Origin of the sequence: Nocardia salmonicida, assembly GCF_036142455.1 — a bacterium.
Taxonomy (GTDB): Bacteria; Actinomycetota; Actinomycetes; order Mycobacteriales; family Mycobacteriaceae; genus Nocardia; species Nocardia salmonicida.
The window spans coordinates 1,978,296-1,997,891 of record NZ_CP108014.1 but is presented as its reverse complement, the minus strand read 5'-3'; the positions used below and the strand labels follow the sequence as shown (position 1 = coordinate 1,997,891).

General features: G+C 68.3%; 19 protein-coding genes. 13 read left to right on the top strand and 6 right to left on the bottom strand.

What is annotated here, in order from left to right; genetic code table 11:
• The first annotated feature begins 37 nt into the window (after window positions 1-37).
• The 3 genes from OHS03_RS09420 to OHS03_RS09410 are packed head-to-tail and all read left to right on the top strand — an operon-like array spanning window position 38 to window position 4,010.
• Window positions 38-1,291 (top strand): heavy-metal-associated domain-containing protein, encoded by a 1,254-nt coding sequence (locus OHS03_RS09420; protein ID WP_328662375.1) that lies wholly within the window; start codon window positions 38-40, stop codon window positions 1,289-1,291.
• Complete coding sequence (locus OHS03_RS09415) at window positions 1,288-2,697, top strand: alanine racemase (protein WP_328662374.1); 1,410 nt, start codon at window positions 1,288-1,290, stop codon at window positions 2,695-2,697. Before OHS03_RS09420 ends, OHS03_RS09415 begins: the two co-directional genes overlap by 4 nt.
• Window positions 2,697-4,010, top strand: a complete 1,314-nt coding sequence (locus tag OHS03_RS09410; protein WP_328662373.1) for a pyridoxal-phosphate dependent enzyme — start codon at window positions 2,697-2,699, stop codon at window positions 4,008-4,010. Before OHS03_RS09415 ends, OHS03_RS09410 begins: the two co-directional genes overlap by 1 nt.
• On the opposite strand, the gene OHS03_RS09405 is transcribed toward OHS03_RS09410, so the two are convergent.
• Entirely contained in the window at window positions 4,011-5,528 is a 1,518-nt protein-coding gene (locus OHS03_RS09405; RefSeq protein ID WP_328662372.1) for a condensation domain-containing protein, read from the bottom strand.
• 219 nt (window positions 5,529-5,747) lie between these two features.
• Between OHS03_RS09405 and OHS03_RS09400 the strand changes: the two genes are divergently transcribed.
• The 3 genes from OHS03_RS09400 (at window position 5,748) to ligD (ending at window position 8,379) form a co-directional block, all read left to right on the top strand.
• Window positions 5,748-6,131 (top strand): cold shock domain-containing protein, encoded by a 384-nt coding sequence (locus OHS03_RS09400; protein ID WP_328662371.1) that lies wholly within the window; start codon window positions 5,748-5,750, stop codon window positions 6,129-6,131.
• Between the two features lie 173 nt (window positions 6,132-6,304).
• Entirely contained in the window at window positions 6,305-7,384 is a 1,080-nt protein-coding gene (locus tag OHS03_RS09395) for an ATP-dependent DNA ligase (RefSeq protein ID WP_200950468.1), read from the top strand.
• Entirely contained in the window at window positions 7,381-8,379 is a 999-nt protein-coding gene (gene ligD, locus OHS03_RS09390) for a non-homologous end-joining DNA ligase (RefSeq protein ID WP_063003248.1), read from the top strand. Before OHS03_RS09395 ends, ligD begins: the two co-directional genes overlap by 4 nt.
• A gap of 59 nt (window positions 8,380-8,438) precedes the next feature.
• Here the strand turns inward: ligD and OHS03_RS09385 are convergent, their stop codons facing one another.
• The gene (locus OHS03_RS09385) at window positions 8,439-9,149 is read right to left on the bottom strand and encodes a hypothetical protein (RefSeq protein WP_328662370.1); all 711 of its coding nucleotides are present in this window, start codon (window positions 9,147-9,149) and stop codon (window positions 8,439-8,441) included.
• 258 nt (window positions 9,150-9,407) lie between these two features.
• Between OHS03_RS09385 and OHS03_RS09380 the strand changes: the two genes are divergently transcribed.
• Entirely contained in the window at window positions 9,408-9,758 is a 351-nt protein-coding gene (locus OHS03_RS09380) for a hypothetical protein (RefSeq protein WP_056817525.1), read from the top strand.
• Here the strand turns inward: OHS03_RS09380 and OHS03_RS09375 are convergent.
• Entirely contained in the window at window positions 9,755-10,477 is a 723-nt protein-coding gene (locus tag OHS03_RS09375) for a TetR/AcrR family transcriptional regulator (protein WP_328664152.1), read from the bottom strand. The two genes, OHS03_RS09380 and OHS03_RS09375, sit on opposite strands and share 4 nt — an antisense overlap.
• 83 nt (window positions 10,478-10,560) lie before the next feature.
• Between OHS03_RS09375 and OHS03_RS09370 the strand changes: the two genes are divergently transcribed.
• Window positions 10,561-11,991: an SDR family NAD(P)-dependent oxidoreductase gene (locus OHS03_RS09370; RefSeq protein WP_328662369.1), complete on the top strand. Its 1,431-nt coding sequence runs from the start codon at window positions 10,561-10,563 to the stop codon at window positions 11,989-11,991.
• A gap of 68 nt (window positions 11,992-12,059) precedes the next feature.
• Complete coding sequence (locus tag OHS03_RS09365) at window positions 12,060-12,434, top strand: DUF2784 domain-containing protein (RefSeq protein WP_328662368.1); 375 nt, start codon at window positions 12,060-12,062, stop codon at window positions 12,432-12,434.
• On the opposite strand, the gene OHS03_RS09360 is transcribed toward OHS03_RS09365, so the two are convergent.
• On the bottom strand, window positions 12,415-13,167 hold the full coding sequence (locus OHS03_RS09360) for a thioesterase II family protein (RefSeq protein WP_328662367.1): 753 nt from the start codon (window positions 13,165-13,167) through the stop codon (window positions 12,415-12,417). The genes OHS03_RS09365 and OHS03_RS09360 overlap by 20 nt on opposite strands.
• Window positions 13,168-13,209: 42 nt before the next feature.
• Here OHS03_RS09360 and OHS03_RS09355 point away from each other — a divergent pair, with 42 nt between their 5' ends.
• The gene (locus OHS03_RS09355; RefSeq protein ID WP_328662366.1) at window positions 13,210-14,637 is read left to right on the top strand and encodes a CoA transferase; all 1,428 of its coding nucleotides are present in this window, start codon (window positions 13,210-13,212) and stop codon (window positions 14,635-14,637) included.
• A 13-nt stretch (window positions 14,638-14,650) separates the two neighbouring features.
• Here the strand turns inward: OHS03_RS09355 and OHS03_RS09350 are convergent, their stop codons facing one another.
• A complete protein-coding gene (locus OHS03_RS09350; RefSeq protein WP_328662365.1) occupies window positions 14,651-15,220 on the bottom strand; it encodes a TetR/AcrR family transcriptional regulator in 570 nt (189 codons plus the stop codon).
• Window positions 15,221-15,326: 106 nt separating this feature from the next.
• On the opposite strand from OHS03_RS09350, the gene OHS03_RS09345 reads away from it, so the two are divergent.
• Genes OHS03_RS09345 through OHS03_RS09335 form a run of 3 tightly spaced genes read left to right on the top strand, consistent with a single transcriptional unit; the run spans window position 15,327 to window position 18,515 of the window.
• Window positions 15,327-16,541: an FAD-dependent monooxygenase gene (locus tag OHS03_RS09345; protein WP_328662364.1), complete on the top strand. Its 1,215-nt coding sequence runs from the start codon at window positions 15,327-15,329 to the stop codon at window positions 16,539-16,541.
• Window positions 16,542-16,596: 55 nt separating this feature from the next.
• Window positions 16,597-17,637: a nucleoside hydrolase gene (locus OHS03_RS09340; RefSeq protein WP_328662363.1), complete on the top strand. Its 1,041-nt coding sequence runs from the start codon at window positions 16,597-16,599 to the stop codon at window positions 17,635-17,637.
• A complete protein-coding gene (locus OHS03_RS09335; RefSeq protein WP_063003252.1) occupies window positions 17,634-18,515 on the top strand; it encodes an amidohydrolase family protein in 882 nt (293 codons plus the stop codon). Before OHS03_RS09340 ends, OHS03_RS09335 begins: the two co-directional genes overlap by 4 nt.
• On the opposite strand, the gene OHS03_RS09330 is transcribed toward OHS03_RS09335, so the two are convergent.
• Window positions 18,516-19,553: an alpha/beta hydrolase gene (locus OHS03_RS09330; protein ID WP_328662362.1), complete on the bottom strand. Its 1,038-nt coding sequence runs from the start codon at window positions 19,551-19,553 to the stop codon at window positions 18,516-18,518. It abuts the gene before it with no gap.
• Window positions 19,554-19,596: the final 43 nt, after the last annotated feature.

Below are 19,596 nucleotides of genomic sequence, written 5' to 3'. Positions count from 1 at the left end.
GAGCTGTCCACCAAGCCCCCGACGCCGAGGAGGAACGATGGGCACGCCCACCGTGCAGCACTACGATCGTCGCGCCGCGTCCCGGATACTGGCCCGACTGGCCGCCCCCGGACTCTTCGCCTCGACCGCCCCGCCGGCTCCGGTGCGCATCACCTTCCGTACCCGCGCATTACAACCCGAACCCGGCGCCGCGCTGACGCAGTCCCAGCGGATGTATCTGGAACGGTTCATGCGACCGTGTCGCCCCGACCAGGTGACCAGCGCGACCCACCGCCTCACCTGGACCGACAGCGCGGGCATCCCCAACACCGGGTACTTCCACACCGCGGGATCGGGCCCTGAACTCGCGGTGATCGCGCGTGAAACCGTTCTTGCACTGTGGCATTCGCTGGCGGAATCCGGTCTCCCGGCGCGGGCCGCTGCCCTGCTCGCCCACGATCGCGGTGTCCTCGCCGCGACCACCACCGATCACGATCCGCACGAGATCTTCCGGGTCGGCGTCGAAGCGACGGGACGCGCGCTGGTCCAACACGGACTGATCGCCGCCGACACCCCTTATGGCGGCGTCGTCGAATTCGCCAGGGGTATCCACGATTCCGGCATCTTCACCGCCGTCGCGACCCGCTGGTTCTGGGAATTGCAGGCCTCGACCTTCCGGCGCGGGATGATCCCGGTGCGCTTGGCCGCCCAGCCCGATGGGTCCGTGCGCTATACCGCCGATTCGATCGCCGTCCTGCGCACGATGAAGGACGCCACCATCGCCGACGCGCACGCGGTGATGGCGCGCGCGACCACCGAGGAGGGTCTCGAGACCGAGGCGGCCGTCGCGAAGTATCACGACGACCTGGACCTGATCTCCCGGCAGTACGCACTGCTGCCGGCCGACACCAGGCCCACCTGCCTCGCGGCTACCCAGCACGACGTCGACGGCGTCGGCGTGCATGTTCTCGCTACCGTGGCAGACCGGTTCGTCGAGACGTTCGCCGCGCTGGCGGGCTCGGTGGAGGTGGTCGAGGACCTCACCGAACAGCGACCCGGCACCGACCCGACAGGTGACGACGGTGTCTTCTATGTGCCCGATATGAGCTGCCGACACTGCGTGCGCACGATCACCGCGCTGCTCGAGTCGATGGACATCCCCGTCGTCGAGATCGACCTGGAATCCAAGCGAGTGATCGCCCGGATCCGGAGTCCGCGCAACCGGTTCCGCGTGTTCGAGGCGTTGCGAGACGGCGGGTACAACCCGGTCGACGACGTGCCGGCGCAGGTGCCCGGCGCGTCGGTGGGATGATTCCGCCCGCCGTCCCCGCCGCGCTGCATCCGCTCGTCGCCGCGTTCCTCACCGACCGCGACGGCGTGCGTGCGGCGCTGCGCCGCTACGGCTCCCCCCTGCATCTGGTGTTCCCCCAGGTCTTCACCGCCAACCTCGCGGCGCTGCGTACCGTGCTCGACACCGACGCCGTCCGATATCGACTCTGCTACGCGCACAAAGTGAATCGTTCGGCGGCGTTCGCCCGTACCGCCGCGCACGCGGGGATCGCAGTCGATGTGGCGTCGGCGCAGGAACTGGGTTCGGCACTGGCTGCTGGATTTCCCGCCGACCGCGTGGAGGTGACCGGGCCCAAGGGCGCCGCGATGCTGCGGGCCGCACTGGCCGCGGGGGTGACGGTCAATGTCGACAATCTCTGGGAACTAGCGACGCTGGCCGAGCTGACGCCGCCGGAGCAGCCGGTACAAGTGTTGCTGCGCGTTTCGGGGTTCTCCGGTAGCTCGCCGAGCCGGTTCGGCATCGATCTCGCCGATGTGGACACGGCGCTGGAGCTGCTGGTGGGGCATCGAGATCAGGTGCGGCTACTCGGGTTCGCCTTCCACCTCGATACCGCGGCCACCACGGAGCGGGTCAACGCGGTCGGCGATTGTCTCGAACTGATCGAACGCGCCTACGCGCACGGACTCGCGCCGACCGTGCTCGACATCGGGGGCGGGCTGCGCCAGGTCTTCACCGCCGACGCCGCGGGTTACGACGCCTACGACCATGTCCTGCGGGCGGGCCTGCTCGGCCGGGGTCCCGCGATGCACTGGGGCAACAACACGTTCGGCTACCACCTCGCCGAGGGAATGGTGCACGGCGGGCCGGTGTTCCACAAATACGCCAATACCGAACCCGCCGCCGGCATGCTCGCCGAACTACTCGCCGCCGCGCTGCCCGGACACGGTGGACGGGCATTGGGGACGGTGCTCACCGACAATCTCCTCGACCTGTGGCTGGAACCGGGCAAGGCGCTGGTCGATCACGCCGGAATCACCGTGGCCCAGGTGGAATTCGTCAAACAGGCGGGTAACGGCGCGACCCTGGTCCATCTGGATCTCAGCCGCGACACCGTCACCGCCGCCGACCAGGAGGTCCTCATCGATCCGATCGTGCTGTCCGACGAGGTCGAATCACAGCCTGTGGGAGTGTATTTCGCCGGACATCTGTGCCTCGAGCGCGACCTGATCACCCAGCGGCAAGTGCGGGTCGCGCAGCTGCCCTCCCCCGGCGATCTGGTGGTATTCGCCAATACCGCCGCCTACCATATGGATCTGTCGGCCGCACAGGCCAGCATGCATCCGGTCCCGGCGAAAGTCGCTGTGCTGCATCGTGACGGACGGTTCGAACTCTGCCCTGACGCCGACTATCGCCCCGGGGACCGGTGATGGTCTACACCCACATCACCGAGCTGATCGGCAACACTCCCCTGCTGCGTCTCGACCCCGCCGTGCACGGGTTACCCGACGTCGACCTGTACGCGAAGCTGGAGTCGCACAATCCTTTCGGTTCGGTGAAGGACCGTGTCGCCTGGGCGATGATCCGCGACGACCTCGAGCACATCGCCGCGGACGGACAGTCGTTCATCGAGGCGTCGAGCGGCAACACCGCCAAAGCGCTGCGGGTACTCGGCGCACTGCACGGCATCCCGTTGCGCGCGGTCACCAACCGGATCAGGGTGAGCGAGGTCCGCCAGCTGCTGCAATTGCTCGGCACCGAGATCGTGGAGCTTCCCGGCCTGTCCGAGTGCCCCGATCCCCATGCGGCCGATGATGTTTCGGCCGTCATCGAGCAGACCATCAGCCAGGGGCAGGGCCGCTGGTATCACCCCTCGCAGTACACGAACGAGCGCAATGTCGCCGCCCATCACGACGGCACCGGCGCCGAGATCGCCACCGACCTCGCCCACGCGGGCATCGACCATCTCGACTATCTGATCGGCGGCCTCGGCACCACCGGCTCCACCCGTGGCACCGCGACCGCACTGCTCGCCCATCATCCCGGCCTGCGCACCATCGGGGTGGTGTCGGACCGTTTCGATTTCATCCCCGGTATCCGCTCCGAGCGCGAGATGTGGGAGGTCGGCCTGTTCCGGCCGGATTTCTACGACGAGATCGTCACCGTCGACGCCGCCGCCGCCATCGAGGCGACCCTCGACCTGGTTCGCGGCTACGGCGTCCTCGCCGGGCCGACCAGCGGCGCGGGCTATTACGCCGCCCTGCACGCCCTGGCCGCGGCGCCGCGGCCCGAGGGCAGACCGCTGGTGGCGGTGTTGATCGTGTGTGACCGAATGGAACCGTATCTGTCCTATTTCGCCAAACGTCGGCCCGACCTGTTCGGCAAGCCCACCGCACCGGCGCCCCCGAGCCCCGAGGACTCCGCGCCGACACTCTCACCCGCCGAACTCGCCGAGCTCGACCGCACCGCCAGACCCACTGTCGTCGATACCCGGGGCGCGATGGCCTACCGGGTCGGGCATGTCCCCGGCGCGCTCAATATCCGTGACGACCAACTCGACGAGATGCTCACCCAGGGTGTGCCGTTTCCGCGGTCACGGCCGGTGGTGTTCGTGTGCCCGGTCGGGGAGACCTCGCTGCGCTTCGCCGCACTGGCCCACCGCGCGGGCTATGCGGCGTTCAGCCTCGAGGGCGGCATCGTCGCGTGGCGCGATGCCGGATATGCCATGGAGCGCGGCGGCTGATCAGACGAGCACCCTGGTCGCACGTCGAGCGGTGCTCAGCGAGCGACCTCGACCGGCCGCCGCCAGCAACGGCGCCAGCGGGCCGCGATACCCCTGCGCGAGCAGCCCGACGACCGCGTCGAAGCGCGCGACGAAGTGCTGTGCGGTCGCCTCGTCGAATCGGGCGATCGGATAGATGAACGACCCGTCGATACCGGCGGGCGCACTGAGCGGATCGTAGTGATCGGTGAGCCCGAACTCGAGATCATGCTTTGCCCTGACGACGCCGGTCGGTATCTCGGTGATCGAAAGACCCTGCGCCGGTGGTGGTTCAGTGGCAGTTCGCGGCGCCTCTGCTCGCTGCAGGATGAGCGTCGCCTGGAACAGCGGGAGCGCGGCGTCCTCCAGCAGGCAACGCTTGAGGCGGGTGTCGGGGGTGTCGGGGTGGGCGTACGCGGCGAGCGCGACGCGGCGGACCTGATCGATGAGCTCCTCGACGTCGCCCGCGCGGTCGAGGCGGACCCGCATCAGCACGTCATCGGAGAAGTTGCCGACGAGATCGTCGAGCAGGCGGTGCTCGCGTCCCGAAACCGCCGTGGCGACAGTGACATCGGAGCTGCGCGCGAAGGCGCCGACGGTGAGGGCGAACGCGGCCTGCAACACCATGAACAGGCTCGCCCGACCGTCGTGCGCCAACCGCAGCAGCCCGGCGTGGGTCGCGGCATCGAACGAAATCGGTAGCAGCGCACCGGCGACGGGGTCTATCGGCGGGGCGGGTTGTTCGCGGGCGGGCAGGGCGAGCAGGGCGGGACGGCCCGCCAGCGCATTGGCCCAGTACCGCAGCTGATGGGTGGCCCGGCTCCACTCGTCGGTGAACTCGCCGAGCTGCTCGTGCTTCCACAGGGTGTAGTCGATGTAGCTGATCGGCAGTGGCCGCCACTGCGGGGAAGTACCGGCCCGGCAAGCCAGGTAGGCGGTGACCAGATCGCGGATCAGCGGACCCATCGAGCGGCCGTCGACCGAGATGTGGTGTACGACAAGGGCCAGCACCACATCGTCGGGGCCGAGTACGAACAGCCGTGCCCGCACCGGCAGCTCACCGGCGAGGTCGAAGGGCCGCCGGGCCAGCTCGGCGACCGCGGGGCCGAGCTCGGCTGCGCTGACCGCGCATTCGGCCACATCGAGGACAGCGTCGCCGGGCTCGGCTACCCGCTGCGCCGGGCCGAGCTCGGTCGTCGGGTATCGGGTCCGCAGCGGATCATGGCGGGCGACAAGGAGTTCCAGCGCTTCGCGCAGGGCCGCCACATCGACGGACGCGCCGCGCAAGCGCATGGCCCGCGCGACATTCCAGTCCGCCGACCGGCCCAGCCGCGCGGCCTGCCACATCCGCTCCTGGGCGGGCGCGAGCGGCACGTGCGCCGGACACGGGCGCGGAGCGAGCACCGGTGGCGTGGCGGGCCGCGAACGCCCCGGAGCACTTCCGGTGCGCACCGTCGCCGACAACACGCCGCGATCGGCCTCGAATCCCCCCGACCTCATCCCCACGCCGGGGTCCAACACGCGTCTACAACCTCCACACCGTTCCGACAGGTGAGTCACGCTAATGACTGGATGTGAACGCGCAGTTACCGGATCGTGACCATGCTCGGTCGGCCGATCGCATCGCGACTCCGAAGATTTCGCCGACTATCCACTTTCCGGGGGAAATCGCCCAAAAGCCGCGTTAGAGTAGCGACGGGAAGCTGAGCGAGGAGTTGGTTGGTGTCCATCGGGAAATTGGTGTCGTTCGACGGTTCACGGGGTTTCGGGTTCATCCGGCCAGATGACGGCGGGCCCGATGTGTTCGTCCACGTCAACGACATCGGCCTCGACGAGGACGAGCTCCGTCAGGGTCGTCTGTTCGAATTCGATGTGACCGAAGGTGATCGGGGACCCAAGGCGATCAACCTGACCGGGGTCGGCCATGCCCCCGCAGCTCCGAAGACGCGCAAGAGCGGCGGCCAGTTGGGTCCCGAGGAACTGCGTCAGCAGATCACCGAACTGCTGCTGGAAGCCTCCCCCGCGCTCACCGCGGCCGAGATCATCACCATCCGCGACCGGTTCACCACCTTCGCCGACGAACACGGCTGGCTCGACAGCTGACCTCGCGCCGCGCTCTGCGCCGCGTGCGCTCCACGCGGACAGTTCACCGCGACAGGCGCGCGCCCGATGTCCGCGCACGTGTCGGTACCCCGTCCTACGATCGCCTCACACACCGATGAATCGGGCGTGCTCGCATCGTCGATACGGGTGAACACACCCGCGAGGAGGATCGGATGGATCTACCGGTGATGCCGCCAGTGCGCCCCATGCTGGCCAAGTCGACGCCGTCGTTGCCGCGCGAACCCGGACTCAGCTACGAGCCCAAGTGGGACGGCTTCCGCTGCATCGTGTTCCGCGACGGTGACGAGATCGAACTCGGCTCCCGCAACGATCGCCCGCTCACCCGGTATTTTCCCGAGTTGGCCGAGCTGTTGAAAGCGGCGCTGCCGCCACGCTGTGTCGTCGACGGGGAGATCGTGGTGGTCACCGACCAGGGCCTCGATTTCGATACCTTGCAGCAGCGGTTGCATCCGGCGGCCTCGCGGGTCAACAAGCTCGCGGCCGAGACGCCTGCCAGTTTCGTCGCCTTCGATCTGCTCGCCCTCGGCGATCGCGATCTCACCACCGAGCCGTTCGCGCAGCGGCGCCGCGAGCTCGAATCGTTGCTCGACGCCGCGCCCGGCCGGATCCACCTCACGCCGATCACCCAGGATCCCGACGTGGCCCAGGACTGGTTCACCCGGTTCGAAGGCGCGGGCTTCGACGGCGTGATGGCCAAGTCCGACGAGCTCACCTACCTGCAGGACAAGCGCGTGATGCTCAAGATCAAGCACGAACGCACCGCCGACTGTGTGGTCGCCGGGTACCGGATGCACAAGGACGGCGAGGGCGTCGGTTCGCTGCTGCTGGGCCTGTTCGACGACGAGGGCAATCTGCATCATGTCGGGGTGGCGTCGAGTTTCACCGCGGCCCGGCGCCGCGAACTGCTCGGCGAGCTGGCGCCGTTGCGCGAGAACGCGCTCGACGATCATCCGTGGCGCAACTGGGCCGACGCTGTCGCGCAGGCGAACGCCGACGGCAAGATGCCGGGCGGGGTGAGTCGATGGAGCGGGGGCAAAGACCTCTCGTGGGAGCCGTTACGGCCCGAGTTGGTGGCCGAGGTGCGCTACGAGCACGTGCAGTCGGGACGGTTCCGCCACGGCGGGCGGCTGGCCCGGTTCCGGGCCGATCGCACCCCGGAGTCGTGTACCTACGCCCAGCTCGACGAAGTGGCGCCCGCCGAGCTCGACGCGATCTTCGGGGTCGGCCGATGAGCGCCGCGGTGGAACTCGACGTCGACGGCCGCGCGCTGACGATCAGCAATCCCGACAAGGTCTACTTCACCAAACGCGGGGAGACCAAGCTCGACCTGGTCAACTACTACCGGGCCGTCGCCGATCCGTTGCTCGGCGTGATCGGGGGTCGTCCGCTGTTGCTGGAACGCTATCCCGACGGCGCTTCGGGCAAATCGTGGTTCCAGAAACGGGTGCCGAAGTCGGCGCCGGACTGGTTGCAGACGGTGGAGGTGTCCACGCCGAACGGCACCACCAGCGACGCGCTGGTGGCCCACGATCTCGCCCACATCCTGTGGGCGGTGAACCAGGGCTGCCTGGGCTTTCACGTGTGGCCCAATCACGTTCCCGATCTGCGGATCGCCGACGAACTGCGCATCGACCTCGATCCCTCGCCCGGCATCGGATTCGATGATCTGCGCCGCGCCGCGGTGCGTACGCGCGAACTGCTGGCCGAACTCGGCATCGACTCCTCCATCAAGACCTCGGGCTCGCGTGGTCTGCACATCTACGCGGCGCTGGAACCGAGGTGGGACGGCTACGAGGTGCGGGCGGCCGCGGTGGCGCTGGCCAGGGAGCTGGAACGTAGGCACCCCGAGGAGATCACCGCACAGTGGTGGAAAGAGGAGCGTGGCTCGCGGGTCTTCATCGACTTCAATCAGAACGCGCCGCACAAGACCGTGTTCGGCGCCTGGTCGGTGCGGCCGAAGGTCGGCGGTCAGGTGTCGACGCCGATCACCTGGGCCGAACTCGACACCGTCGTCCCCGACGAACTCACCCTCGCGACAGTGCCCGCCCGCCTCGCCGAGTCCGGTGATCCGTGGGCGAACCGGGCAGCGCAGTCGATCGAGCCGCTGCTGGAGATGTCGGAGCGCGACATGGCAGCGGGGCTGATGGACGCGCCGTGGCCACCCCAATATCCGAAGATGCCGAACGAGCCACCGCGCGTGCAACCGAGCCGGGCCAAGAAAGACTGAGGTCTACTCCCCCGATCCGAGCCCCGGACACGGAAGCTGACCCCACGGGCCACTGAGCTCTACTCGGTGGTCCACGGCGACCAGACCGCGGCGCTGCCCTTGCCCTCGCACACGAGCGCGTGGTTGTCGGTGGTGCGGCCCGACTTGTCCACCGAGGGATCACATTTCGCCCCCGCGGTGTAGTAGGACCCCGACACCCGGAACGGCCCCGACCAGGTGTAACCGCCTGCTCCGCGCAGACAGAGCAACGTCGCACCGTCTGCGGCGACACCGAGTAGACCGGCCTTCTCGGCGGCGCACTCGGTGCCCTTCTCGACCACGCTGCCCTTCTCGCTGCCGGCCGCAGGGCTCGTCACCGGGACGGCCTCGGTGGTCGTCGGCGTCGCGTGGGAGGTCACCGACACCGGCCTCGGTGTCGTGGTCGACGACCCGGCGAGCGTCGGAACGGACACATCCAACCCACCGAAAACAGCCAGCCCGATCGCCGCCGCCACCGCCACCTCGGTAATGCCGAGCAACAACGCCAGCAACGCGATTCCCCGCCCGCGCGGATGCCCGAACGACAGCAGCCCGAACACGATCGCGATCGGAAACAGCAGCACCAGCGCGGCAGCGAGCGCCACCATCGCATACGGATTCACGCGCGGCTGATCATTGCGGCGCCCACCGCCCACACCCTCCGATGACACCTGCGGCCAGCGCTGACCGTCCCAACGTCGATCATCGGACTCCTGCTCGGGGTCGTCGTCCCATTCCTCGTACCGTGCCATCAACCCCGGGTCCCTCTCCGATCTCCCCGGGCGCACAACGAAACAGGTATGGCGCCGGGTTACGCGACGAGAATAAGGACTCCGAGCCCGATAGCACAGCTCAAACGCAAAATAGGGTCACAGTGACATAACGTGTGATTCTGCGGAAACCCGCCTGGTAACGAACCGGCTACCACCTTTGCTTCGCAGGACCGAACAGGTTCATGCTGGTCATCAAGTGCACCATTGCTCGCACCCCTCAGCTCGCGAGGAGGACTCATGTCCGGCAGCACGCCTTCGGCAGACCCGCCCTGGCATGCCCAAGCCGGTGACCTCCTGGCCGACGACTACAACGTCCCCGGCATCATCATGTGCGCGATCGGGGTGGTCGGGCTCGCCTGCACCCTCGTCGCGGCAGGCACCGAGCACACCGGGTGGGCCGTGCTGGCCGGAATAGCGACGGTGCTCTTCCTCGGCGGCGGAGTCGGCGCGCTGATGTTCGAACATCACCGCGAGCAGAAGATCGAACAGGCGCTGGGCCGCACCGGCCACGCACCCGGCCACGCCGGACCACAGCGCTACAGTGCGGAGGTCGCGATGCCACCCTCGCGGCGTGCGCTCGATCCCTAACCTTCGCCGGGTTGCACGCTCGGCGTCGGTTCGGTGCGCAGGACGCTGGGAATCGTCTCGTTGATGATCGTGAGCAAGGTGTCCGCCAGCAGTTGATGCATCTGGGCCCTGGTCAGCGTGCCACGGGTAATCCATTCGCGCCCGGCGACTTTCACCAGGCCCGCGTAGGCGAGCACCAGCGCGCGCAACGATGCACTGTCTGCCAGATCGGCGCGTCCGATCATCACCAGCATGCGTTCGGCGGCGGCGTCGTCGGCCTGGTCGAGGATCTGCTGCACCTCGGGGTCGTCACCGACGCCCTCGTGGCTGGTGACCTTCACCCAGGTGGTGCCGTGCTCGGCGATGGTGTCGAGCAGCCAGCCCACGATCGCGTCGACCCGCTCGCCCGCCGTGCCGTCGGGAATGGACACCCTGTCCTGACGCGGCAGGGTCACCATCCGACGCACCACCGCCAGATACAGGTCGCGCTTGTTGCCGAAGTAGTGGTTGATCAGGCCGCGCGCCACCCCCGCGCGCTGGGCTAGCTCCGCGGTCGACACCGCCGCGTAGGGCCGTTCACCGAACATGTCGATGGCACAGGCCAGGATCTGCGCGCGTCGCTCGTCGGGTTCGAGCCTGCGCCTGCGCGGCGCGTCTGCGGTATCGGTGTCCAGCGGGGAAATCGGGCTGCTCCGTCGGGTTCGTTTCGTCGTCGCGCGGTTGCGGCGACGGCCCATCACGATACCCAGCGGGTCGCTCGCGCGGCCAATGCGACAATAGATGTCGTCCACCGCTCCCGCACGAAGGAATGTCGCACTCCCCGATGACCGAGAACATGATCGATCCGGATGAGTTGGCGACCTGTCTGCGGGTACTGGAACGCGCCGGGCAGTTGGAGAAGGAACATCCCGATTCCATCGCCGTGCAGCGCGCCGTCGGGCACATGTTCAAAAAGCTCAAGCACCGCCGCCGCATCGAGGCCAGGGAGCAGATCTCCACGAACGACCGCGCGGTCATCGCCGCCACCGCCACCGGTTCCCCCCAGCGCATCGATGACGAGACCGCGGGCATCCCGATCAGCTCGGCCACCTCGGGTGCGAGCGCGGGCACCCTGCTCAAGGCGCGACCCTGCTACATCTGCAAGCAGAAATACACCCAGGTCGACGCGTTCTACCACCAGCTGTGCCCCGAGTGCGCGGCCTCGAGCCACACCAAGCGCGACGCCCGCACCGATCTGTCCGGTAAGCGCGCCCTGCTCACCGGTGGCCGGGCCAAGATCGGCATGTACATCGCGTTGCGCCTGCTGCGCGACGGCGCGCACACCACCATCACCACCCGCTTCCCCAACGACGCGATTCGCCGCTTCGCCGCCATGGAGGACAGCGCCGACTGGCTGCACCGGCTGCGCATCGTCGGCATCGACCTGCGCGACCCCGCGCAGGTCGTCGCCCTGGCCGACGACGTCGCCGCTCAGGGCCCACTCGACATCCTGATCAACAACGCCGCCCAGACCGTGCGCCGCTCCGCTGGTGCCTACAGCGCGCTGGTCGACGCCGAGAACTCCCCGCTGCCCGCGGGCGTGCTGCCGGAAATGGTCACCTTCGGCAAGACCATGCAGGCTCACCCGACCGCGCTCACCGCCTCGCTCACGCCGTCGCTGTCGGCGACCGATGTCGCCGAACTCGCGCTGGTCGCAGGCTCGGCCACCCCGGAACGGATCGCGGCGGGCGTGGCCATCGACGCAGGAGGCCTCGTCCCCGATCTCGCGCACACCAACAGTTGGGTGCAGACCGTCGGCGAGGTGGAGGCCACCGAACTGCTCGAGGTGCAACTGTGCAACTCGGTCGCGCCGTTCATCCTGGTGTCGCGATTGCGTCCGGCACTGGCCGCCGCGGCGGGCAGGCGCAAGTACGTGGTCAATGTCTCCGCGATGGAAGGCCAGTTCGGCCGCGGTTACAAGGGTCCGGGGCACCCGCACACGAATATGGCCAAGGCCGCGCTGAACATGCTCACCCGGACCAGCGCGCTCGAGATGTTCGAGGCCGACTCGATCCTCATGACCGCGGTCGACACCGGCTGGATCACCGATGAGCGCCCGCACTTCACGAAGGTCCGGCTGGCCGAAGAGGGCTTCCACGCTCCCCTCGATCTCGTCGACGGCGCCGCCCGCGTCTACGACCCGATCGTGCAGGGCGAGGACGGCATCGACCTCTACGGCTGCTTCCTGAAGGACTACCGGCCTTCGCCCTGGTGATTCAAGCGTTGCCGAACCGGAATGATGATCATGATTCCGACCGGCGAGCGGGTACATATTCTGAATAGGTGCCGTTCCGGGTGTTGGCCGATGTTCTCGCCGTCACTCACGTCGCGTTCATCGCGTACGTGGTCGTCGGCGGATTCCTCGCGTGGCGATGGCCTCGCACCATCGGCCTGCACGCGATGGCCGTGGCATGGGGTTTCGGCACCATCCTGATCGGCTTCCACTGCCCGCTCACCTACGCCGAGAACTGGGCGCGCAGGCGAGCCGGGGTGAGCGAGTTGCCCGAGGCGGGATTCATCGACCACTACCTGACCGGGGTGATCTACCCCGACAGCGCGCTCGGCCTGGTCCGCGCGCTCGTGGCGCTGGCGGTGCTCGTCTCCTGGCTCGGCTACGCGCGCCTGTACCAGCGCCGACTCAGTTCACGTGCTGTGTGATCTCCTGCGCCACCGCGGCGTGTTGTGCGTCGAGATAGAAGTGCCCGCCACCGAAGGTGCGCATGCTGAACGGCCCTGAGGTGACCGCACGCCACTGCTCGGCCTGGGCCACGGTGGTCGTGGGGTCCTCGGTGCTGACGAGCGCGACGACCGGGCAGCTCAGTAGCGGTCCCGGCCGATGCCGATAGGTCTCGACCGCCTGGTAGTCGGCGCGGACGGCGGGCAGTACCAGATCGGCGAGTCCCGGTTCGGTACGCAGTAGTCGCACCGGGGCCGGGTCGTTCGCCAGCCGCTCCAGGTCGTCGATGAGCGCGGCATCCGATGCCTGGTGCAGCCGGGCGGTTTCGACGAACTCCGGCGCGGGACGGCCGGACACGACAAGGGCGCGAACGGGTTGTCCGGCAGCGGCCAGTCGCAGCGCGGTCTCGTAGGCCACGGTGGCGCCCATGCTGTGCCCGAACAGCGAACGCGTCGCTGCGGGCCGACGCGCGATGTCGGCGGCGATCCGGTCGGCGAGCAGATGCAGGTCGGTGATCATCGGATCGCCCAGGCGGTCCTGTCTGCCGGGATACTGCACCGCTGTCACGTCGACGTCCGGGCCGATGTGTCGCGCCAACTCCCGATAGAAGGTCGCCGACCCACCGCCCGGCGGGAAGCACGTCAATCGCCCACCCGTCGCGGTACCCGGTCGCAGTACTCGAACCCACTCCGTCGCAGCCGTATTCACGCCCACATCACACTCCTCACCGTCATCACCGCAACTAGGCTGGTCGATGTGACCACCGCGCAGCAGCTCGTCCACGCCTACGAGACGGGACTGGGACTCCCACCGTCCGGCGACGCCGACGTGCCCGACCCCGGTGCGCGGTTGGCGGCCACCCTACCGGTGTGGGCGCTCGCGGCGGGTTCGGTCGCGGCGGCGAGCGCGGCCGCCAACCGCGTGCGGGCGGCGCACAGTCTGGCTGTCGGTCCGGTTCGCCTCGACGCCGACCGAGTGACCGGGGCGTTCAGCAGCGAACGGCTGTTCCGCCGAGGGGGCAGCGCACCCGAGTTCTTCGCGGAGCTGTCGGGCTTCTTCCGCACCGCCGATGGCTGGGTCCGCACCCACGCGAACTATCCACATCACCGTGAACGACTGCTGCGAGCGCTCGAACTCGCGGCAGACAGTGACGTCGCCCAGCTCACCGCCAGGGTGGGCGCGATGAAAGGCGCCGAGGTCGAAGACGCCGCCGCGGCCGCCGGTGCCATCGCCGCGCGAGTCCGCACCGAGGGCGAATGGGCGGACAGTCCGATGGGCCGCGCCGCTGCGACAGGTCCGTTGGTCGCCGTGGAGACACGTGACGCTCGCACGTCCACCGCACCGTGGCCGAGAGCCGCAGCTACCCCGGCTTCACTCGATCGGCACGCGGTCGATCGACTCGGCACCGCCTCCGCTTCGCCGACCGTCGAGCGACCGCTGACCGGCGTTCGCGTCCTGGACCTCACCCGTGTCCTCGCAGGCCCGGTCGCCACCCGAACGCTGGCCCTGCTCGGCGCCGACGTGCTCCGCATCGACCCACCGCAGCTGCCCGAGATCGACTGGCAATTCTCCGATACCTGCCAGGGCAAACGCTCCACGCTGCTCGACCTGGGCACCGACCTCGCGACCTTCGACGATCTCCTCGCCGCGGCGGACGTGCTGGTCACCGGTTACCGCCCGGGCGCGCTCGCCGCGGCCGGAGTCCGCGCGGCCCGACATCCAGGCTTGATCGAGGCATCCGTGTGCGCCTGGGGTACGAACGGACCGTGGGGTGCGCGCCGGGGGTTCGACAGCATCGTTCAGGCGGCATCGGGCATCGCGCTTCTCGAGGGCACACCGGGTCGTCCCGGCGCGCTACCCGCCCAGGCGCTCGACCACGGTTCGGGCTACCTGCTGGCCGCCGGTGTCATGGACGCCCTGCTGGCTCGCGCCGACGACGGGCTCGCCCGGACCGTTCGGGTTTCCTTGGCCCGCACCGCGTCCTGGCTCCTGAACGCGGACGACCGCTCCCCCGACCACACCGTCGCCACACCGCCCGAGGAGGCAGCGACCGTCACCCACGGCGAACTGATCACGGCCGCACCGGTTTTCGCCGAGTACGACGACTTCCGCTGGCCCGCACCACCGTACGGTTCGGCGCAGCCGTTCTGGGTCGAAGCGACCGACCACTACCACCCCGCGTGACGGCTAGCCCCGGTTATTTTCCGGCCAGCGCCGAGACCGCGGCCGTCAACTGATCCCCGTTGGCGACCACCTCGCCGGGATTCAGCAACCACAGCACCCCGAGCCCCTGGACGAGCACGAAGTACATCCGTCCGATGGCCGCGGCCTGGGTGGCGTCGAGTTCGGGGTGTGCCGCCTGGACGTTCGCGGCGAGGTCGTCGAACGCGCCGGATAGCTGGTCGCCGAGTTGCCCCCGCGCATCATCGGAGCGCACGATCCGCACGATGTTCTCCAGACTGGCCAGCATCGCCTCGTGGTTGTCGGCGAAGACCGCGGGCATTCCGTTCCAGAGCTGAGCGAGCCCTTCCAGTGGCGTTTTCCCCGCGCCGGCGGCGATCAGCCCTTCCATCGCGTCACCGATGGAGTTGCCGAGCGCCTCGCTCAACGCCTCGGTGACCAGGCGGTCCTTCGACCCGAAGTGGTAGCCGATCGCGGCCAGGCTCACCCCCGCCGCGGCGGCGATATCGCGCGCGGTCGCCTTCGCGACGCCGCGCTCCAGAATCACTTTGCGCGCCCCAGCCAGTAGATCTTCCCTGTTGCCCATGCTCAGCAGCCTACCCGATCGTCTTAGACGTTTGTTCTAGACAGACGTGCAAATCTCTGTTAGACATATGTCTAAGACATTCGTACATCAGACGGGAAACATCATCATGAGCATCACCAACCCCCTGCACGTTCTCGTCTCCGGCGGCGGTATCGCGGGCAACGCGGTCGCACTCCAGTTGCTGCGCAACGGCATTCGCACCACCGTCGTCGAGCGCGCCGCGGTCCCCCGTCCCGGCGGCCAAGCCGTCGATCTGCGTGGCCCGAGCAAGGAGGCCGCACAGCGGATGGGCCTGATGGCGGGCATCGCCGAGTACCAGCTCGACGAGCGCGGGATGTCCTACATCGACGGCGACGGCAAGATCTACGCCCGGATGGCGATGGAGGACTTCGACGGCCAGGGTGCCGTCGCCGAAATCGAGATCACCCGTGGCGATCTCAATCAGGTCCTCCTCGACGCGCTGGCCACCGCCGACAACGGCCGGCTCGACTACCGCTACGGCGAATGGATCGACAAGATCGTCCAGGACGACGCCGGCGTGGACGTCACCTTCGCCTCCGGGTCCACCGAGCGATTCGACCTGGTCATCGGCGCCGACGGTATCCACTCGGCGACCCGCCGACTCGTCTTCGGACCCGAGGAGAAGTTCAGCACCAACCTCGGCGGGTACGGCGCCTTCTTCACCATGCCGAAGCCGGCCGATGTGGAGCCCGGTTGGTTCAGCATGCGCCTGGTGCCCGGCGCCATGCTCGGCATCCGCCCCGACGGCGACCCGGCCACCGCCAAGGCGATCATCACCATGCGCACCGAGGTCGACCCGGCGCTGCGCCGCGATCCCGACGCCCAGCGAGCACTCATCACCGAGACGATCGGCGACGCCGGCTGGCACGCCCCGGCGGTCCTCGCCGCGATGGACTCCACGCCCGACTTCTACTTCGACGAGATCGCCCGCGTCGACGTGCCCGAGCTGTCCATCGGCCGGGTGACGCTGATCGGCGACGCGGGCTACTGCGGCTCCCCACTGACCGGCATGGGCACCGCGATGGCCATCGTCGGCGCCTATGTGCTGGCCGCCGAAATCGCCGCCACGCCAGACGATCTGGCAGGCGCGCAACAGCGCTACCAGGACAAGATCTCGCCGTTCCTGGACAAGGCCAAGGAGATCCCCGGCGGCGGTATGGCGATGATGATCCCCAAGTCCCCGCTGTTGACCCGGCTCGCCAAGGCGAACGTGCGACTCATGATGTCTCGCCCGATGCGTCCGCTGACCAAGAAGATCTTCTTCGGCCACACCGAAGAATTCGCCCTGCCGACCTACTGATCCCACCCACAGACTGGCCGCGGACCCGGTGAGGTCCGCGGCTACTCTCGATGACGTGCCGCAGAAGATCATCCTCGACGTCGATACCGGGATCGACGACTCCCTCGCCATTCTCTACCTGCTGGCCTGCGACGACGCCGAGATCATCGGCATCGCCGCGACCGCGGGCAACGTGGACGGGGCACAGGTCGCGGCGAACACCCTGGCGATGCTCGACCTGGGCCGGGCACCCGAGATCGAGGTGGCGCTCGGCGCGGCCGAACCGCTGGCCGTCCCCTTGCGCACCACCGAGGACACCCACGGTCCGCAGGGCCTCGGGTACGCCGAACTGCCCGTCTCGCCGCGCTCGCTGTCGTCGCGGTCGGCGGCCCAACTCTGGGTCGACCTGGTTCGCGCCGATCCCGGGGAGGTGACCGGCCTGTGCACCGGGCCGTTGACCAATCTGGCACTGGCCCTGCGCATCGAACCCGAACTGCCGCGCCTGCTGCACCGTCTGGTCATCATGGGCGGCGCGTTCAACCATCCGGGCAACACGACCCCGACCAACGAGTGGAACATCCACGTCGACCCCGAAGCGGCCAAAGAAGTGTTCGACGCATTCTCTGCGGCACCGCCGGACCGTAGACCGCTGGTCTGCGCACTGGACATCACCGAGTCCATCGAGATGGTCCCCGAACACCTCGAACTGCTGGCGCGGGCGGCGCACAGCGCACCGATCGAGCAGGTCGACGCGGACGATCCCCCCGAATTCCGTTCGGCGGCGAGCAATCCGATCATCCGCTATCTCACCGACGCGGTGCGGTTCTATTTCGACTTCCACCACCAGTACGACCTGGGCTACCTGGCACACATGCACGACCCGTTCGCCGCCGCGGTGGCACTCGACCCGACCCTGGCGACCACTCGCCCTGCCACCGTCGACGTGGAACTGGCGGGCACCATCACCCGCGCCACCACCGTCGCCGACTGGGCGGGCATGTGGGGCCGAGAACCCAACGCCGACATCGCGATCCGCACCGACCCCGCCGTTTTCTTCGAACGCCTCGTCACTCGCGTCGGCGCCCTGGCCCGCCGCCTCTACCCGGAGCAGTCATGACCGTAGACACTGTTGCCTATCTCGCCGACTTCCGCGCCCGCTACCACCTGCCCGCGATCGTCGATGTCCACACCCACTTCATGCCCGATCAGGTGATGCGTAAGGTCTGGGCCTATTTCGACGCCGCCGGGCCGCTGACCGGTCGACCGTGGCCGATCACCTATCGCGACGACGAACAGGTGCGCCTGAAAACCTTGCGCGACTTCGGCGTCCGCGCGTTCACCTCACTGGTGTACCCGCACAAGCCGGAGATGGGCGCCTGGCTCAACGACTGGACCGCAGAGTTCGCCGCCCGCACCCCCGAGTGCCTGCACACGGCCACCTTCTACCCCGAGCCGGACGCGCCACGCTATGTCCGCGAGGCGATCGACAACGGCGCGCGAGTGTTCAAGGTGCACATCCAGGTCGGCGCGTTCTCGCCCTTGGACCCCCTGCTCGACCCGGTGTGGGCGATCCTCGCCGAATCCGGCACACCCGTTCTCATCCACTGCGGATCCGGTCCCGCCCCCGGCGAATTCACCGGACCCGCTCCCATCGCCGAACTCCTGCGGCGCTTCCCGACCCTGCGCTTGATCATCGCGCACATGGGAACCCCCGAATACAGCGAGTTCCTCGATCTGGCCGAGCAGTACCCGCTGCTCTATCTCGACACCACCATGGTGTGGACCGACTTCAGCGAAGGCGGTGCGCCCTTCCCGCCCGCCGAACGAGAACGCCTGCGCCGCTTCGCCGATCGCATCCTGTTCGGCAGCGACTTCCCCAACATCCCGTATCCCTACGCCGAGGCGGTGGCCGCGCTGGAGCGCCTCGACCTCGGTCCGGACTGGCTGCGTAAGGTCTGCCACGACAACGCCGTGCGGTTGTTCGAGCTCGACTGATCAGGCGGGGATACCCATCCCGTCGGCCAGCAGCGGCCACGAGTTCTTGAAGGCCTTCTGCCAGTAGCCCCAGGAGTGGGTGCCCTGGGTCGACACGTCGAAGGTCGCGGGGATGTCGAGTTCGTCCAGCCGCCGCTGCAGGTTCTTGGTGCACCACTGGGTGGTGGCCTCGATGACGCCGCCGATGACGATCTGGTTGGCCAATCCGACCGGCCCCCAGGTGACCAGATGCGAGTCGCCGGGCTTGTCGAATTCGCCGGGCAGACCGTTGCCGTTGGACACGTAGAGCTTCGTCCCGCGCAGACCTTCGGCGTTCACGACGGGATCGTTGGCTGCCCAGGCCGGATCGCCGGGAGGTCCGTACATGTTCGACGCGTCACCGCCGCCGGTCCCGACGACGACATTGACGAACTGCCTGCCCACCGGGTCACTGATCTGGGCGCAGCCGCTGTAGGCGGCGACCGAGCGGAACAGTCCCGGCTTGGCGATCGCGAGTTGCAGGACGGAGGTGGCCGTCATCGAGTTAGCCGCGATCGCGTTCTTGCCGGTCGTCGCGAACATCGTGTCGACGACGGTGGGCAGTTCGTCGAGGAAGAAGGTGCGCCACTTGTTCACGCCCAGCATGGGATCGGGCTCGCGCCAATCGGTGTAGTAGCTCCACGCACCGCCCACGGGCATCACCACGTTGACGTCCTTGCCTGCCAGGAAGTCCACCACGTCGGTGTTCTGCTCCCAGGTGGCGGTGTCCTCACCGCCGCCCGCGCCGTTCACCAGATACAGCGACGGCCGCGGCACCGACGTGTCGCCGGGCCGTTGCACTTTGACGGAGACTTCGCGACCCATGGCCGCGGAGTGGATCCGCACCGTCACCTGCCGACCGTCGACAGCGGTGACCTCGGCCCGCGACCCTTCGCTGGTCACGACTGGATTCACCACCGCCACAGCGGCTTCCGGACCCTGTGCGTGCACCTCGCCCGCGCTGATCATCGTCGAGCACACCGCGACGAGCACCGCCGAGACCGCACTGCGGCACTTCATCGATCCAACCTCCACACCGAAACAGACCGCTCAGTGCGGTCGA

Coding starts and splice junctions, on each gene's coding strand:
- OHS03_RS09370 (WP_328662369.1), top strand. CDS start 10,561: ATGACCGAGAACATGATCGATCCGGATGAGTTGGCGACCTGTCTGCGG.
- OHS03_RS09410 (WP_328662373.1), top strand. CDS start 2,697: ATGGTCTACACCCACATCACCGAGCTGATCGGCAACACTCCCCTGCTG.
- OHS03_RS09350 (WP_328662365.1), bottom strand. CDS start 15,220: ATGGGCAACAGGGAAGATCTACTGGCTGGGGCGCGCAAAGTGATTCTG.
- ligD (WP_063003248.1), top strand. CDS start 7,381: ATGAGCGCCGCGGTGGAACTCGACGTCGACGGCCGCGCGCTGACGATC.
- OHS03_RS09395 (WP_200950468.1), top strand. CDS start 6,305: ATGGATCTACCGGTGATGCCGCCAGTGCGCCCCATGCTGGCCAAGTCG.
- OHS03_RS09330 (WP_328662362.1), bottom strand. CDS start 19,553: ATGAAGTGCCGCAGTGCGGTCTCGGCGGTGCTCGTCGCGGTGTGCTCG.
- OHS03_RS09380 (WP_056817525.1), top strand. CDS start 9,408: ATGTCCGGCAGCACGCCTTCGGCAGACCCGCCCTGGCATGCCCAAGCC.
- OHS03_RS09335 (WP_063003252.1), top strand. CDS start 17,634: ATGACCGTAGACACTGTTGCCTATCTCGCCGACTTCCGCGCCCGCTAC.
- OHS03_RS09405 (WP_328662372.1), bottom strand. CDS start 5,528: ATGAGGTCGGGGGGATTCGAGGCCGATCGCGGCGTGTTGTCGGCGACG.
- OHS03_RS09415 (WP_328662374.1), top strand. CDS start 1,288: ATGATTCCGCCCGCCGTCCCCGCCGCGCTGCATCCGCTCGTCGCCGCG.
- OHS03_RS09385 (WP_328662370.1), bottom strand. CDS start 9,149: ATGGCACGGTACGAGGAATGGGACGACGACCCCGAGCAGGAGTCCGAT.
- OHS03_RS09420 (WP_328662375.1), top strand. CDS start 38: ATGGGCACGCCCACCGTGCAGCACTACGATCGTCGCGCCGCGTCCCGG.
- OHS03_RS09345 (WP_328662364.1), top strand. CDS start 15,327: ATGAGCATCACCAACCCCCTGCACGTTCTCGTCTCCGGCGGCGGTATC.